The organism is Dactylosporangium maewongense (assembly GCF_039531485.1).
Taxonomy (GTDB): domain Bacteria; phylum Actinomycetota; class Actinomycetes; order Mycobacteriales; family Micromonosporaceae; genus Dactylosporangium; species Dactylosporangium maewongense.
The window spans coordinates 51,284-67,822 of the sequence record NZ_BAAAQD010000051.1 but is presented as its reverse complement, the minus strand read 5'-3'; the positions used below and the strand labels follow the sequence as shown (position 1 = coordinate 67,822).

The window sequence follows — 16,539 nt, the reverse complement described above, 5'->3', positions numbered from 1 at the left end:
CGACCGCCGGGTCGTTCGCCACGACGTCGTAGGCGGCGCGGACCCGGGCGCGCATCAGCCCGAGGTCGCCGTAGTACTTCCCGGCCTCCGCCGCCGCGCTCTGGTGGTCCTCGAAGCGCCGCCCGGTCACGATCATCCACAGTGGACACCCGAATTGGGCGGATGAAACACCCGAGTCAAGGTGTCGATCACGTGACGCCACGATCGCAGCCGACCTACATAACGCCTGCTCAACCGCACCCTCAGGCAAGCACCGACAGGCCCTCACAGACCCCTTGACTCTGCCCAGCGCAACAGCGAGGAGTTCATCGAACACTTCGGGCGACCGTCGACGACACAAACCGTACGGTCGTACGGGCAAACGCGTGTCATGACACGACCAGAACATCCATCATAGTCAACAAAAAGACTAGCTGAGCTGGCCTTCTACAAGTCGGAACGGCGGGATTCGAACCCGCGACCCCTTGACCCCCAGTCGTCGGAGGCCCCAGCGACGTGCTCAAGCACGTTCTCCCAGGTCACCACAAGCATAAACCGGCCGAGTAAAGGGGTCCACGCAGCGCGTGTCAGATCACGCCAGAGCCAAGGGGCTGACCCTGGCCACGTCGAGCAGGCCGGGCAGCGCGGCGATCACATGCGCGGCGTCGGCGCGCTTTCCGGTGTTCTGCCAGCCGTGGGCGAGGACGAACACGTCGGTAACACCGCGCGGCACCGCGACCACGTCCTGCACGTGAGCGACGACCCGCCCGGCGGGACCCGCTCCCCCACCGTCCAGCAACGCGCCGTCCTCGTCGAGCCGGATCATCGAAGGCGTCCAAGTCATCGGCCGCCGGCAGCGCGCTCCGCTCTGCTGGCCTTTGACGATCTCGGCGACGATCGCGAAGTCGCGCAGGCCCGGGTTGGCCGATGAGCCGATGACGACCTGGAACACGTCCTGTCCGGCGACCTCGCGGACCGGGACGACGTTGCCCGGGCTGGACGGCTCGGCGATGAGTGGTTCCAGCGAGGCGAGGTCGATGCGGTCGGTGACGTCGTAGGACGGGTTCGGCTCGGCGATCAGTTCGACGAAGTCGTGCTCGCGTCCCTCGGTGCGCAGAAACCTGCGGACCGCGTCGTCAGCGGGGAAGACGGAGATGGTCGCGCCCAAATCGGCGCCCATGTTCGCGATCACGTGGCGGTCCATGGCGCTGAGGTTGGCCAGGCCGTCGCCGTGGTACTCGATGATCCGGTTGACGCCCCCCGTGACCCCGTGCCGGCGCCGCCGAAAGCATCGAGGTGGTGAAGACTCCTCCACGCACGCCCCGGGCGAACGCCTACGCGGAACGCTTCGTGCGCTCCGTCCGGGCCGAATGTACCGACCGGGTATTGATCTACAACGAACAGCACGCCCGCACCGTGCTACACGACCATGAGGACCACTTCGACCGGCACCGGCCGCACCAGAGCCTGGATCAGCATCCACCCGACTACGACCCCAGCGTGGTCATCGCGATCGACAAGCCGATCCACCGGCGACGGGTTCTCGACGGCACGATCAACGAATACCGCCGAACAGCTTGATCCACTCGCAAATCCCCAGCTCACAAGTGCGAACACAGCTTTGGCACCGTACAGGGTGGTGTCGTTGTGAGAAACCCTCCCGATTGCCGCACACCCAGGTCACGAACTGCCAACATTGGTCCGGGGGCCGGCCCGGGGCGTGCGAGTGTAACTCGTGCGAGGACAGCGCCGTCCGTCCCGCCGAGCGGCCGGCCCTGTCGTCAGCGCGGCGGTGTCAGGCTCGGCGCGTGAAGCGAGATTCGTGGAGCAGGGGGGCCGCCATTTTCATGGCGTCGCGCCGCCTGGAACGCGGCGGCCGCATCGCGTCCATCGCACGACGGATCCTTCGCGGGTACCGACCTGTGCCTTTACGTTCCCAGTGAAGCCGTCAGCAACAAACGTTTACCGACACGGCTCACCGGGGGCTGTTGCAACGCCACTCCGTCAAGTCCTAACCGTTTCTGCACGGCAGGGAGTACAGCGCCAGGTGAACTCCGAACTGTTGGTCTGCGATCCGGCGCATTTCCGGATCGACTACGAGATCAACCCGTACATGCGCACCGAAGTGCAACCGGACCTGCCGGCCGCAACTGCCGAGCACGCATCGATTGTGGTCGCGCACTTGGTGGCGGGCCGCCACGTCGAATACGAGGTGTCCCTCGCCAAGGCGGCACGGCCGGCGCTCAACCTGATCAGTGACGGTACCGCTGTGACCATGTCCCGGGAAGCGCCCCGGCTGGCCGCCGCGCTGCGCGAGCGCGGCCTGCGGGTGGTCGAGCTCGACACCACCGAGCTCGCCAAGGGTGGCGGAAGGATCCGCAGTACCGCGCTGACGCTCGACAACCCGGTCCCCGGGAGGCCAAGGTGACGGCTCGGATACAGCCCGTAGGGCTTCGACGTCCGCTACGTCGGCCCGGACGAGGACCTACCGTTCTCCGCGCCAACCTTGGCCCGCGCGGCCCTGTACGCGCAGCCGGGCGGGGGAACGCTCGCGCACGGCTACAAGCACCTGCGTTGTCACCGCGGCGAGATTCGGGCGTTCGTCCATGCCGGCGGCAGGTACCTGGGATTCTGCCTCGGCGGCTACATCGCCGGGTCCACGCCCGGCTTCGGCGTGCTGCCCGGGAACACCGACCAGTACATCACGTCTCCCGAAGCCACCGTCGCATCGGAGGACGACACCCTGGTCGAGGTTGCCTGGCTGGGCCGTCGGCGGACGCCGTTCTTCCAGGACGGCTCGTACTTCTGGGTCCAGCCCAACACGAACGCGACCGTCGTAGCCACGTACCCCAACGGCACCACCGCCGCCCTGGTCGTCGGCTTCGGGCAAGGCCGAGTCGGCGTCGTCGAGCCGCACCCGGAAGCCACCCGGAACTGGTACACCGACGCCGCGCTGGCCATCGATCGGTTCGGCATCGACCTCGGACTCGACCTGCACGCAGACGGAACTGACCGAAGACAATCATCGATCCATGACCTACCCGCCATACGCGGACAAGACAGCGAGGTACGGACAATGAAGCGCCGCAATTTCCTCATCAGCGCGAGCACCGCCGGCATCCTGGCCGGTCTGACCGGCGGGGCCGGGGTTGGCTACGCGTCATCCAGGAACCGACCGTTGGCCCTGGTCTACCGTGGTCCCGCGTCCTATCCCGGCTGTTCGGAGGCTGTGGCCGCGCTCCTGACCGGCGCGCCGACCGAATTCCGCATCCAGTTCTGCGGCCCCGACGAGAACGTGCAACTGTCGGCCGACGCGCTCGCCGCGGCGACCATCTACGCCCAACCCGGAGGAGGGGACGTGACGTCGGCCTGGCGCAGCCTACGCGCGTACTCGGACGACGTCCGCGACTTCGTCCACAACGGCGGACACTACCTCGGGTTCTGCTTAGGGGCATACCTTGCCGGCGGCAACCCCGGCTTCGGCCTGCTCACCGGCGTCACCGTCGGAAGCTACATCCGCAGCGCCAATGCCAGCGTTCGTGGAACCGACGGCGCGATCCTCGGCGTTACGTGGCGGGATCAACGGCGACACATGTACTTCCAGGACGGCGCACACTTCCGGCTCCAACGCAGCGCACCCGCCACCGTGCTCGCCACCTACGACACCGGCGCCGCCGCCGCCGTCATCACCACCTACGGCGCTGGACGGGTCGGCCTGGTCGGCCCCCACCCAGAAGCCGACCAGTCGTGGTACACCGGCGGCATGGCCAACCCCGACGGAATCCGCTTCGACCTCGGCCACGACCTGATCGAAAGCACCATCCACTGAACGCCGGTACTCCGCGGACGAGTCGCTCATGATCACGGGCTGCGTCGGCTGCGGCTGCTGGTGCGCTCGGACGCGCTGCTGCACCCGCTGCCCAGGCCGACGCTGCGGCGCCTGCGGCTGCTGGTCCAGCCCGACACGATCCTCAAGTGGCACCGTGACCTGATCGCCCGCCGCCACGCCGCGCTGTCGCGGCCACGGCGGCGCGGCCGACCCCGCACGCTGCGCTCGATCCGGGCCTTGGTGCTGCGCCTGGCGAGGGAGAACGGCAGCTGGGGCTGTCGGAGGGTGCAGGACGAGCAGGGAGGGCACCACGGCGACGACGCCGAACAACGACCAGTTCGCAACGGTCCTACGGGCGGGCATCGCCTCAGGTTGGCCAGCCCGCGCACGTGGCGCGGGCCGCATGTCGGTCAGCTGACCGCCTGTCGCCACTGCCGCACGGACCGCCGCGTCGCGCCGCCGTCGGTGGTCGCGTCGAGGTGGTACCCGATGAAGCAGCCGCGTTTGCCGTTGGTGCACGTCACTGTTGCCCAGCGAGACCGGATTGACAGCGAGGTAGCTCAGCGCCGCGACGATCGCGTCGATGATGAGCGCTGTAGTGCGACGGGTGATTGCCCGCCCGCTCTTGTTCTCACCTACGCATGGAGGTTTGCGAGGTCGGCTCTGGGCAGATGGCTGTCCGCCGTACGGAGGCGCTGCGCGCCGCCGAGCCGACCACCTGACGAGCCCCGACCGCCGGAAAGGCGACGTGGCCGTGCCCCAGCAGGAGCTTCGTGATGCCCGACAGAAACCGCATGCCGGCAGTGCGGCTCGATACCTCAGTACCCGCCCTGCTCGTCAGGATCGGCCACTATCCGGTACACGCCGGCACGCTCGGTGTGGTCCGCTCGTTAGGCCGGCTCGGCGTCCCGGTGTACGTGATCACCGAAGACCGCCTCACCCCGATCGCGCTCTCGCGCTACGTCGTCGGTCGCTTCGTGTGGCCGGACAGCCAGTGGCACGACACCGGGCAGCTGGTCGAGAACCTGTGCGCGATCGGCCGCTCGCTTGGACGGCCCGTCGTTCCGGTGGCCACCGACGACGAAGCCGCCGTACTGCTGGCAGAGCACGCTGCCACGCTCGGGGAGCACTTCCTGCTGCCGCGGGTGGCGCCGACCCTGCCGAGGCGACTGGCGAGCAAACGCGGGCTGTTCGAGCTGTGCGCGGCCCACGACGTCCCGACGCCGCACACCGTCTTTCCCACCTCCCGCGAGGACCTACTCAGGCTCGCGGGCGAGCTGACGTTCCCGGTGGTCGCCAAGAACGTGGCGCCGTGGACGCGGCTGCGAGCGGCGGCGGTGCCGACGACAACCATCGTGTCCAGCGCTCATGAACTCCTGAACCGCTTCGCCGGGTTCGACGACCTCTCACGCGTGCTGCTGCAGGAGTACATCCCGCACGAGCAGGCCGAGGACTGGTTCGTGCACGCCTACTGTGACGAGGGATCGGCGACGGTGTTGAGCTTCGTCGGCCGGAAGGCGTACGCGTGGCCGCCGGGACGCGGGAGCACCGCCGACGCGCGCTCGGCCCGGAACCCGGCGCTGAACGCGTTGACCGAGAGGTTTTGCAAGGAGATCGGTTACCGCGGGGTGAATGACCTCGACTGGAGGTACGACCGGCGCGACGGCCGCCTCAAGTTGGTGGACTTCAACCCTCGCGTCGGCGCGCAGTTCAGGTTCGGCCAGACCGAGGACGGCGTCGATGTGGTGCGCGCCCTGCACCTGGGCATGACCGGCCGAACCGTGCCGGCAGGCGACCAGGACTGCTCGCGTCGGCTGATCGTGGAAAATCTCTATGCCCCGGCCAAGGTACTGCACCGGCTGGCCCGCCTGCCGGCGCCGGCCGCGTCGCCGGGTGTTCGCAGCCACGGTGCCTGGCTCGAGGGGAGCGGGCCGGATCCGCTGCCGGTGCTCGCGATGGTGCTCCGCTTCGGCGGGCAGGCCGTCGCCTCGGTGTCCCGCGCTGCCTACCGCCGGGTGCGGCTGCGGCTGGCCGGACGCTCGCGGACCTCCACCAAGCTCCGATCACATGCGGGCCGTCCGGGGGGCAGCCGGTGACCTCGCTACGGACCCCACGGGTCTCCATCGGCATTCCCGCATACAACGAGGCCGCCAACATCGGCCGCCTCGTACGCGGCCTCCTCGCGCAGGACGAGACCGGCTACGAACTCGTCGAGATCGTCGTCGCCTCCGACGGCTCATCAGACGACACCGCCGCCATCGTGCAGGGCTTTTCCGACCAGCGCGTCAAGCTCCGCGACTCGCGGGAGCGGCTCGGCAAGACGACCCGCATGAACCAGCTCCTGTCGGACTTCGACGGTGACATCCTCATCCTCCTCGACGCCGACGTGGCGGTCGGCGCGCCGGACTTCGTCTCGTGCGCCGCCCGAGACTTCCGGCCCAAGTACGGGGTGATGGCCGTCAACGCCGTGCCGCTCGCTGGCCGCACCCTTGTCGAGAAGTGCGTGGTCGCAGGCTCATCGGCGGTCGAGCAGGCCGCCGCCCACTGGGACGGTGGCTCGAACTATCTGGCGTTCCGGGGCGCATGCCTGGTCCTGGGACAGGAATTCGCCCGACGGCTCGAGCTGCCGGCGTCGCTCGTCAGCAACGACGCCTACGTCTACTTCCGCGCCCGTCAGCTCGGCTACACACCGAAGTACGCCCGCGAGATCCGGGTGCGGTTCCGGGTCCCCGCCACCCTTCGCGACCACCTGCGCCAGTCGGAGCGCTTCCAGCATTCGAGCGCCGAGCTGGCTCGGGCGCTCGCGGACCTCAGCATCCCCACGTCGTACCGCGTCCCCCGCGGCATCCTCGTCCGCGCCTTCCTGACGCAGCTGCGCAGACGACCCCTCGCGCTCGTCGGATACGTCGTCCTGACCGTCCACACCCGCGTGCACATCGGTAGGAAACCCGACGTCACCTGGGACATCGCCACGTCGACCAAGGAACTTGGTATCGCGTCATGCACCACCGAGCAGTGAACACGACAATCTTCTTCGACTATGAGAGCACGTGGGGCATGCCCGCCGCGATGCCCTACGACCTGGCCTCCGCCACCACCGCTCTGCTCGGCGTGCTCGGGCGCCACGGCGCCAGAGCGGTATTCAACACCACCGGCAAGATCGTGGAGGAGCAGCCGGAACTGATCACCCGCATCGCGGACGCCGGGCACGAGATCGCCATCCACGGGTACGACCACACCAACCCGGCACACATGACCGCCGCCGACAACCGGCAGTTCGAGGCCGACCTGGCGGCCGTGGAGGCCAGGATCGTCGAGCTCACCGGCACCCGTCCGGTCGGTTTTCGCTCGCCACACCTCGGCGCGCCGAGATTCTTCGACGCCGCCACGTACGACATCTTCGAGCGCCGGGGCTACGCCTGGGCCTCGAACCGGGAGATCCGCTTCGTCGACGAAGCCACCTCGCCCCTCGTCATCGGCCGTGGCGACGTCATCGGCCTGGTCGGCAAGCTCATCAGCCGCCTCGGTCTCGACCGGGTCCGGCTGCTGCGCCGGGCGGGGTTCGTCCTGCTCAACCTGGACCTCGTCTGGCGCGATCGGACGAGGCATTCCGCGAGCCGCGTCGCCAACCTCGTCTGGCTCATGCGGCCGGCTCCGTTCCGGCGCAGGCAGCTGACCGAGATCCCCGTACTGTCGCCCCTGGACGTCGACTTCCTGAGCGCTCGCGTCGACCCCGCGAAGCCGTCGTTACAGAGCGAGGTCGACCACATGGTGAACAGCCTCTGCCGCCTCTTCGACGAGGCCCGCGAGCACTTCAACCTCAACTTCCACGACTGGACCATCGGCACATCGAACCGCATCGAGGTGCTCGACCGGACCGTCGCGTACATCGCCGCCAGTGGTCGCGCCCGGTGGGTGCTGGCCCGCGAAGGATCGATCCCGCGCCATGCCTAGTCTCACCCGGCAACGCTCGGCCGCGGCCAGCGGGGTCGTTCTCATGCTCCGGTTCGGGGTCGGCGCCGTCCTCAACTACAGCCTCGGGGTCGCCTTGGCCTGGATGCTGACGCCGTCGCAGTTCGGTTCCGTCAGTGTCCTCCAGAATGTCCAGTTCCTCTGCTCCGCGCTGCTGTCCGCCGGCTTCCCTTGGGCCCTCACGGGCGTCATCGCGCAGGCGGACGGCCGCCTCGGCGTCGACGCGGCGTATCGGGCTGCTCTGGTGGGCAATCTCGGCTTCGGCGCCCTGCTCGCGCTCGTCTTCGTGGGTGCGCAGATCACTCGCGGCGTGGTGCCTGGCATCTCCGTTGCGACGGCAGCGGTGATCGCGGCGACGATCGCGATAGCCTCGGTGAGCACGACCCTGCAGGGAGCGTTGCACGGAGAGCGGCGCTTCGACGGCCTGGGCTTCATGCAGACGACGGGCATCGGCATGAAGGTCGCGTTGACGCTGATGCTCGTAAGCCTGATGCCGCTGCGGATCGGCGGGGCCGCCGTCGGATTCCTTGGTGGCGCGATCGCGGCGGCGGTTGTCGGCGCCTGGGCACTGCGGGACCGGCTGCCCCGGCCCGGCCCGATAGCCTGGCGCGCCACCACATCCCGAGCAGTGTCGATGGGCATCGCCACCTCCGCGGTCAGCCTGATCCTGACGACCGATGTCGTCGCCCTGAGCCTCATCGGCCAGCGGCACGGTGTGAGCGCGGGCGACATCGCGGTCTACCAGGCGGCGGCGGTGCTCGCGCGGGCGCCGTACTTCGTGGCCGAGACCCTCAGCAGCGCCGTGTTCCCCTTCATCGCGAAGGCGGAGACCGCGGCCGCGGTGAGATCCTGGTTTCTCGCCGCCTACCGATGGGTGCCGCTCGCGCTGGTGCCCTTGCAGTTGATCCTGCTGGTCGCCCCGGAAACCGCGCTGGCGTTGTTCTTTCCCGCACCGTACGAACGCGGCGCGGACCTGCTGCGCATCCTTGCCGTCGGCACCCTGGGGCTGCTGACCGCCGACATGCTGCTCAAGACGCTCTACGCGCGCGGCCTGACGGCGTCGTTGGCGCGGCGGGTCCCCATCGCGCTGATGGTCGAGGCGGTCGCCCTCGCCGTGGCCGTGCCCCGGTGGGGAACGACGGGCGCCGCTGTCGCCTTCGCCGTGGGGAGTTGGACCGGGGCGATAGTGCTCGGTCAACTCTTCGTCAGCCACTACGGCACGTCCTGGCCGAGCCGGAGGGTCGCCTTGCGATACCCGCTGACCCTTGCGCCGCTGGTGGTACTGCTCGCGGCGGCCGATGTCGTGCCGGAGCTGCCCGCCCTGGCGGTGATCGCAGTCGGCCTCGCCCTCTATGCGGTCGCCGCCGTCCAGGCGCGGCTGCTGCGGGACGACGAAGTGGCCCGCGTCCGGACGTTCCTGCGGCGGTTGCGACCGAAGCGACGGGCCGCTCAGGCGTGAACAGGCACATGACGAGAATGCGGTGGATCCAGTATGTGTCCATCACGACCGTGCTGCTGGGGTACGGCTTGTTCGTGCACGCTACGGGAACCGGTCTCACCACCGTGGATCTGGAGGCGGAGTCGATGCGGGTGACGTCCGGCGCGGCCGGCACGTACCGCGATCCCGAGGCCAACGGCGGAAAAGCCCTGCAGATGTGGACGGACGCGACCGCAAGCGCGGAACTCACCGTGCCGGCGGGGGCCCAGCTCGTTGTACGTGCTCGCGGCGACCAGTGCTCCGGCGCCCCGGCCATGCGGGTACAGGTGGACGGCCGGCTGGTCGAGACGGTCCAGGTGCACGCGTCCTCATGGGCCGACTACGCCATCGCCGGCTCTTGGGGAGCAGGTGCGCACACGCTGTCCCTGAGCTTCGCGAACGACCTCGCCACCGACGCGTGCGATCGCAACCTCCACCTTGACCGCGCCGTCTTCGATACGTCGGACCCGGCGTCGTCGCCGCGCGCACAGGCCCGGGTGCTCTGGGGCCTGGGACCCGGAATCGGGGACGCCGTCGCGGCCCCGCTGTACCGCGACACTGGCATGGGCATGGTCACGACCTGGTACAACGGCCCCGGCGATCTGGCGTGGATCAGCGGGTACGCCCGGCCGTCGACGATTTCTGATCTCTACGGATCCGGCAAGGCGGTCGAGCTGGTGGTGTGGCTCGCGGACCACCCGGAGTACGCGGTCAGTGAACAGTTCCAACGCGACATCAAGGTCGTCACCTCGGCGTTGAAGGGCAGCGGGCCGCACTTCGGGCCGCTCTACGTCGTCCTCTTCACCGAGTGGGAGACCTACTCGTCCGACCCCGGGTACCCCGCCCGCCTGAAGGCGGCATACCTCGAGGCGGCCGCTGCCGTCCGCGCTGAATACGCCGGCGCACGTGTCGCACTCGGCTTCGGCGGCTACCTGTGGGGCAGCTGGGGCGACCGCGACCTGTCGTTCTGGTCCGACGCGATCGCCGCGAGCGACTTCACCGCGGTCCAGCAGATGCACGCCTGCGACTACGAGCACGACGGGCAGAGCGCGCTGGTTCCCCAGATCCAGACTTCCGTACGACAGTTGGGCTCGTACGGCAAGCGGGTCATGATTTCGCATTTCAAGCTGTGGGGCAGCCCCGAATGCCAGGTGAAAGCCTTCACCAAGTTCACCGAGACGGTGTTGACGGACTCCTCGATGGCGGCGCTGACGAACGACGGGCTCTTCGCGTGGAACTTCATGCCGGATCACTATCTCGACGACCCCGGTCCGATCCGCGGCGCATCGGCGGGCCTTATCGGCAGGTATTCGGCATCGCTTCCGCCGTCGCTGAACACTCCGACGGCCGGCCTTCCCGGCTAGGCGAACTCCGCATTCTTCCGCAGGCGGGTACAGGAGGCTGCTAGGCTCGGCGACAAAGCCCAAGAATTGGGCGTAGGCCCTGGTCGGATGCGGACTCGATTCAAGAGCCGGCAGCAAGGGAATCAACGATTCTTCGGCTATTGAAGGTCGCACCAAATCATCGATCGAATTCCGCACAGGTAAGGTTGTTAAATTGCGCCTGCAGCAACGAGGAAGTCAGGAAGATTCCGAACGTTCTGTCGAGGCCCGTGCTGTCGGCGGATCCCTCATCTCCGACGTCGCGCGACCCGCGGTGGACCTCGAAATCATCATCCCGGCATACAACGAGGAGACCCGTCTCGGCGCGACGCTGCGGGACCTGGCGAACAAGACCGCCCGGCTGCCGTGGAGCGTCGGCATCGTGGTCGTCGACAACGGCAGCACGGATCGGACCGCGGACGTCGCCGACCACGCCTGCGACGGTCTGCGCGTCCACGTGATCGGCTGCTCGCGCCAGGGGAAGGGAGCCGCCGTCCGGCGCGGAATTCTGACCTCGCGGGCGCGTTGGGTCGGGTTCTGCGACGCCGACTCGTCGACACCCGCCGATCTGATCCCAGGCGTCGTCGGACTTCTGTCCGCCGGTCACCGGATCATCGTCGGATCCAGGTACTGCAGTGGCGGCCGGCTCCTCGTCCGCCAGCCCCTGATCCGGCGCATGGGCAGCATCGGATTCCGGTCGCTGAGCCGGGGCATGGTCGGTGACCTGTCCGACACGCAGTGCGGCTTCAAATTCTTCCAGGCGCCGCTCGCTCGGCAACTGTTCATGCAATCACGTCTGTCAGGATTTGCGTTCGACCTCGAATTACTCGCCCTGGCACACCGGGCGAACATTCCGATCACCGAACTGCCGGTCGACTGGACGGAGCGCGGAGGCTCGACGTTGCGTCTGGTCAGAGACGGCGCCCGCGCCTATCTGGAATTGATCAGCCTCCGCATTCTCGGCAGCGGCCCCGGCGACCCGCTGGTGCTGCGACCCGCAATTATCGCCCAGCCACGGGAGCGGGAACGAATGCTTCTCGAACCATGATTTGCGTCCGCTGACAGAAACTCGTTCATTCGACCCAGGGAGGAAACGCGGTGACGGTTCAGCACGTCGCTGTGCTCAATTGGCGGGACAGGAGTCACCCGCGTGCCGGCGGCGCCGAACTTTACTGCGAGCAGGTTGCCCAGCACCTTGTGCGGCAGGGCGTGAAGGTCACATACCTGACGGCTCGAGTATCCGGTCGCCCGGCCGTCGAGGAGCGACACGGCTTTCGCATCGTCCGCGTGGGGGGGACGTTCACGGTCTACCTCGCGGTGCTGGTGTGGCTCTGGCGACACCGCAAGCACATCGACGGTGTCGTCGACTCCCAGAACGGGATTCCGTTCTTCGCCCCACTCGCAGTCGGGCGTCGGGTCCCGGTGGTCCTCCTGATCCACCACGTCCACCAGCGACAGTTCGCGGAGTACTTCGGCTGGCCGATGCGGTGGATCGGCCGGTGGCTGGAGAAGACCGCCACCGGACTGGTCTACGGCCACCGGGCGATCGTGACCGTCTCGCCCTCCTCCCGGAACGCGATTCGCCGGGAGCTCGGGCTCAAGGGGAAGGTCTTCATCGTCCCGTGCGGGATGGACCGCCCCGTCGTGCCGGACATCGGACGCCGGGCGGCCCAGCCGCGCATCGTCTGCGTCAGTCGCCTCGTGCCACACAAACGGATGGACCTCGTGCTCGAGGCCTTCGCCAAGGCCAGGACCGTAGTGGGCGAGCTGGAGCTGCACCTGGTCGGCGACGGCCCCGAACTCGACGGCGTTCGCGCGTACGTCAAGCGGCTCGGGCTTGAAGCATCCGTCGTCATCTACGGACGCGTCACCGATGCCGAGCGGACAGCGATACTGCAGACGGCGTGGATCACCGTCAGCGCGTCCACCGGCGAAGGATGGGGACTGAGCATCCTGGAGGCGGCCGCGCTCGGCGTGCCGGCGGTGGCACTGCGGGTGGCCGGGGTGCAGGACGCGGTTCTCGACGGTCGAACCGGCGTGCTGATCGACGACGAGTCGCAGCTCGCCGACGCGATCGTCGGCCTCATCGAGCGCCTCGGCCGCTCCTCGGAGGCAGTGGCATGGGCATCGCGGGCATGTGCATGGTCCGCGCAGTTCACCTGGGAGCGGACTGCGGGGCGGATCCGGCTCGTGCTGGCTGCCGAAGCGGCCCGGCTCGCGCTTCGCCGGGCCGATCACCGTGCGGGTGGTGACGTCGTGACGGTCGTCGAGCTGTCCGGAGCGGCACTGCCGGACGCCGAGGATCTGCGGATGCGGTGCCGGCATACCGACACCTGGTTGGCGCGCGGCGACCGGATCGTCGGCCTCATCCACGGCGCCGACGAGGTCGACGCACTTACCGTGCTGCAACGCGCCGGGGTGCAGCCCAGCGAGCAGGTCTGCGTCCGCCTTCGCGTCGGCCGGCCCCACGACCTGCTGGAGTACGCGTGAGCAACAGCACCACACAAGCGGCGCCGCCGATCCCGCGTGATTCCTCCGCCGAACAGCTCGGGACGTCGGCGGCACCGGTGGACCCGGAGCGCGTGGGCAAACCCCGGTCGCTGCGTGTTCCGGCGGCGCTGGCCGTCATCGTCGCGGTCGGGGCCCTGCTGCGCGTGGTTCCGCTGCGGAGCGTGTGGCTCGACGAGGCGATCAGCATCGGACAGGCACGCCTGCCGTACCTCACCATGCTGCACGACCTTCGCTCGGCCGACGTCCATCCGCCGCTGTGGGGGAGCGTTCTCTGGCTGGACGTCCGCCTGTTCGGCGACGGTCCGCTCGCGGTCCGCATCCCCTCCCTGATCATCGGCACCCTCTCCATTCCGTTGGTGTACCTGGTCGCCCGTGAGCTCTACGACCGGCGCGCGGGTGTCGCGGCGGCGCTGCTCATCGCGGTGTCTCCCGTCGCCGTCTGGTACTCCGCGGAAGCGCGGATGTACGCGTTCTACATCTTCTGGTCGCTCCTCGCTGTGCTCGGACAGGCACGAGCGATCCGGCGTGGGGGATGGCTGGACTGGGGCCTGTTCGCGGTCGCCTCTGCTGGCCTCGTCTATACCCACTACTTCTCGCTGCTGCAGCTGTGCACCCAGCACCTGGTGTTCGCCGCCATCGTGATCCGGCGCGGGCTCAAGCGGGAGCAGATGGCGCGCAGACTGCTTGTCGGGTGGTTGTCAGCGACCGTGGTGACGGTCGTGCTGCTGCTGCCGCTGGTTCCGTACGCTGGGGAGCAGGTCGGGGACTTCATCGGGTCGAGCGGCGGCGCCTCCGGGAGCAATACTGCGACGGGCGGCGAAGGTTCGCGCTTCATCTCCCTCTACGTAATCCTGGCCAACCTGGCCTGGGCGATGTGGGGCTACCACTCCGACGCCGCGATGGAGCGGTTGGTCGCGCTGTGGCCGGTCGGCATGCTCGCCATCCTGCTCCTGCTCGGCCGGGGACGCTCCCGCTCCACCGCTTTGCTGGTGTCGCTCGTCATCGTTCCGTTCGCACTCGCGTACCTGCTCGGCACGAAGCAGCGGACCTTCTTCGAGCTGCGGTACTTCATCTCGGTGCTGCCACCGCTGCTCATCCTCACCGCCCGCGCGGCGACCGGCTGGCTGCGAACCACGACCGCGAGAGCGACGGCGGTCGCCGCGATCGCGCTGACCATGATCGTCGGCCTCGGGGACCAGCAACTGAACTCGGCCAATCCGAGGCTCTACGACTACAACGGAGCCTTTCGCCTCGTGAACGAGGAGGCCCGCCCCGGTGACGTCATCCTGTTCGCCCCCGGGTACCTCGAGGTATTGGTGAGCTACTACCACCCCGCCGTCACCGCCGTGCCGATCAGGGGCGGCGTCCCGCTGCCGGCGCAGCACGGTGGCCGCACGTTCCTCATGGCGAGCTATCTCGACAACCCGGACAACGCGAGCCTGGTGGGCCAGGCGCTGGCACAACTCGACATCGGAGGGCGGACAGTGCAGCGGGTGGAGCACCGGGAGAACGTCACGATCTGGATCCTGCAATGACCATGACCATGACCATGACCGAGGCGGAGCCCGGCCAGCGAGCCGACCCGAGAACCACCGCGCCACGGTGGCAGCCGCGCCGCGCCAGCCGGCGTGAGGCGATGGCGTTTCGGCTGCTGGTCATGCTGAGCCTGACCGCATCGGTGTGGTACTTCGGATGGCTGCTGCAGCCCGGCCGGGTGGGCGATCCGGTCCTGTACTGGGTGCTGGTTCTGGCCGAGACGTTCAATCTGGTGCAGGCGCTCGGATTCTGGTGGACCTGTGCGCACAACCGGGCGTCACCGCGGCCCAGGTTCCGCCGGACCCCGAAGGCGTACGTGGATGTGCTGATCCCCGTCTACAACGAACCCGTGGAGATCATCGCGCCCGTCGTGGAGGCCGCGGTCCGGCTCAAGGGTGCACGACCGCGCGTGGCGATCCTGGACGACGGGAACAACCCCGAGGTGCGAGCCCTCGCGGCGCGGTTCGGGGCGAAGTACCTGCGCCGCGGGTCGAACCGGGGCGCGAAGGCCGGCAACATCAACGACGCCCTGAAGCGCACGCATTCGCCGCTGGTCGCGGTCCTTGACTGCGACCACGTGCCCGGCCCGCGGTTCCTCGAAGCCACCGTCGGCTACTTCAAGAGCCGCGACGTCGCGTTCGTGCAGTCACCGCAGTACTACGCGAACGCTGCCGAGAACGCGGTGGCCCAGGCGGCGTGGTCGCAGCAGGCGCTGTTCTTCGGCAGCATCGCCAACGGCAAGGCCGGGCTGAGCTCGATGTTCTGCTGCGGCACCAACATCGTCTTCCGCCGCGCCGCACTCGAGTCAACGGGCGGCTTCCCCGAGCAAACGGTCACCGAGGACTTCGAACTGTCCGTGCGACTGCACGCGGACGGCTGGAAGTCCGTATACGTGCCCGAGGTGCTGGCCCAGGGACTGGGACCGGAGGACATGTCATCGTACGTGAGCCAGCAGCTGCGCTGGTCCCGCGGATGCATCTCGGCGATTCCGCTCGTGCTTCGCTCGCGGCTGCCGATGCGACTGCGGCTGCAGTACCTGCTGTCCGCCTCGTACTTCCTGTACGGCTGGACCCTGCTCATCTACATGCTGATGCCGCTGGCGCGGATCGCGTTCGGGTGGCAGCCATTGGCGTCCGCGAGCGCGGCGGACTTCCTCTTCCACTTCGCGCCATACTTTCTGCTCTCCATCGCCAGCGTCGCGGCGGCCGGATTCGGCACGTACACCTATACCGCCTTCGCTCTCGCGGCGACGAGCTTCTGGATAGGCATCGTCTGCACGGTCCGCGCGGTGCTGCGACGACCGGCGAGGTTCGTGGTGACGCCCAAGCGCGGAAGCAGCGGGTGGCAGCCTGCCGCCGTCGCGCCCTCGCTGGCCGCGATCGGCGTGCTCATGGCCGTGTCCGGGTGGGGGCTGCTGCGCGACCCCACGCCGGGGATCCTCAACGCCGTCGCGTTCGCGTTGGTTCATGCCGCCATCCTGTTGCGGGGCGCCGTGCCCGCGCTCCGGTTGCAGCGGCGGAAGGTCTCCCCGGTCGACTCAGCCCTCGAACGCACCGGCGTCGGTGTCCGGCAGCGGGCGCCCGCTGGCGCCCCGGCATCGTCCAAGCCGTTGCCCACGGCGGGACGCGCCGTCGAGGGGATCGCCAAACCCCGTGTGTCGCCGGACGGGCCCGTTACCTCGGGCGAAAACGTGACGACACCGACCGAGAACAACGTCAGCGCATGACCGCCGGTAGGTGCCTGTCGGGCTCGTAAATCCGGTTGGGGCTATGACGTGCGGTTTTTGTGTGGAGTCTGCCCGGCGGTAGCGGCGAGTGTTCCATCGATCCGCTCCTGCGAGTCCGCTGCATGAG

13 protein-coding genes are annotated in these 16,539 nt (G+C 68.5%); 12 read left to right on the top strand and 1 reads right to left on the bottom strand.

Annotation, left to right across the window (positions count from 1 at the left end; translation table 11 throughout):
• Positions 1 to 571 precede the first annotated feature (571 nt).
• Positions 572 to 1,294: an aconitase family protein gene (locus tag ABD332_RS57065; RefSeq protein WP_344515052.1), complete on the bottom strand. Its 723-nt coding sequence runs from the start codon at positions 1,292 to 1,294 to the stop codon at positions 572 to 574.
• Between ABD332_RS57065 and ABD332_RS57060 the strand changes: the two genes are divergently transcribed.
• The 12 genes from ABD332_RS57060 (at position 1,276) to ABD332_RS57005 (ending at position 16,412) form a co-directional block, all read left to right on the top strand.
• The gene (locus tag ABD332_RS57060) at positions 1,276 to 1,560 is read left to right on the top strand and encodes an integrase core domain-containing protein (RefSeq protein WP_425552463.1); all 285 of its coding nucleotides are present in this window, start codon (positions 1,276 to 1,278) and stop codon (positions 1,558 to 1,560) included. The two genes, ABD332_RS57065 and ABD332_RS57060, sit on opposite strands and share 19 nt — an antisense overlap.
• A 466-nt stretch (positions 1,561 to 2,026) precedes the next feature.
• Positions 2,027 to 2,407, top strand: coding sequence for a hypothetical protein (locus ABD332_RS57055; RefSeq protein WP_344515048.1), 381 nt, complete (start codon positions 2,027 to 2,029; stop codon positions 2,405 to 2,407).
• Between the two features lie 78 nt (positions 2,408 to 2,485).
• Positions 2,486 to 3,808 carry a BPL-N domain-containing protein gene (locus tag ABD332_RS57050; protein WP_344515046.1) on the top strand — a complete coding sequence of 441 codons (1,323 nt, stop codon included), beginning with the start codon at positions 2,486 to 2,488 and terminating at the stop codon, positions 3,806 to 3,808.
• A gap of 776 nt (positions 3,809 to 4,584) precedes the next feature.
• Positions 4,585 to 5,904 (top strand): carboxylate--amine ligase, encoded by a 1,320-nt coding sequence (locus ABD332_RS57045; protein WP_344515045.1) that lies wholly within the window; start codon positions 4,585 to 4,587, stop codon positions 5,902 to 5,904.
• Positions 5,901 to 6,827: a glycosyltransferase gene (locus ABD332_RS57040; RefSeq protein ID WP_344515043.1), complete on the top strand. Its 927-nt coding sequence runs from the start codon at positions 5,901 to 5,903 to the stop codon at positions 6,825 to 6,827. Before ABD332_RS57045 ends, ABD332_RS57040 begins: the two co-directional genes overlap by 4 nt.
• Positions 6,824 to 7,762, top strand: coding sequence for a polysaccharide deacetylase family protein (locus ABD332_RS57035; protein WP_344515041.1), 939 nt, complete (start codon positions 6,824 to 6,826; stop codon positions 7,760 to 7,762). The genes ABD332_RS57040 and ABD332_RS57035 overlap by 4 nt, the downstream gene beginning before the upstream one ends.
• Before the next feature lie 43 nt (positions 7,763 to 7,805).
• Entirely contained in the window at positions 7,806 to 9,239 is a 1,434-nt protein-coding gene (locus tag ABD332_RS57030; protein ID WP_344515039.1) for a lipopolysaccharide biosynthesis protein, read from the top strand.
• Between the two features lie 8 nt (positions 9,240 to 9,247).
• Entirely contained in the window at positions 9,248 to 10,621 is a 1,374-nt protein-coding gene (locus ABD332_RS57025; RefSeq protein ID WP_344515037.1) for a carbohydrate-binding domain-containing protein, read from the top strand.
• Positions 10,622 to 10,814: 193 nt separating this feature from the next.
• A complete protein-coding gene (locus ABD332_RS57020) occupies positions 10,815 to 11,687 on the top strand; it encodes a glycosyltransferase (RefSeq protein WP_344515035.1) in 873 nt (290 codons plus the stop codon).
• A gap of 50 nt (positions 11,688 to 11,737) precedes the next feature.
• Entirely contained in the window at positions 11,738 to 13,129 is a 1,392-nt protein-coding gene (locus ABD332_RS57015; RefSeq protein ID WP_344515034.1) for a glycosyltransferase family 4 protein, read from the top strand.
• Positions 13,126 to 14,685 (top strand): glycosyltransferase family 39 protein, encoded by a 1,560-nt coding sequence (locus ABD332_RS57010; RefSeq protein ID WP_344515032.1) that lies wholly within the window; start codon positions 13,126 to 13,128, stop codon positions 14,683 to 14,685. Before ABD332_RS57015 ends, ABD332_RS57010 begins: the two co-directional genes overlap by 4 nt.
• Before the next feature lie 2 nt (positions 14,686 to 14,687).
• Positions 14,688 to 16,412 carry a glycosyltransferase family 2 protein gene (locus tag ABD332_RS57005; RefSeq protein WP_344515030.1) on the top strand — a complete coding sequence of 575 codons (1,725 nt, stop codon included), beginning with the start codon at positions 14,688 to 14,690 and terminating at the stop codon, positions 16,410 to 16,412.
• Positions 16,413 to 16,539 lie beyond the last annotated feature (127 nt).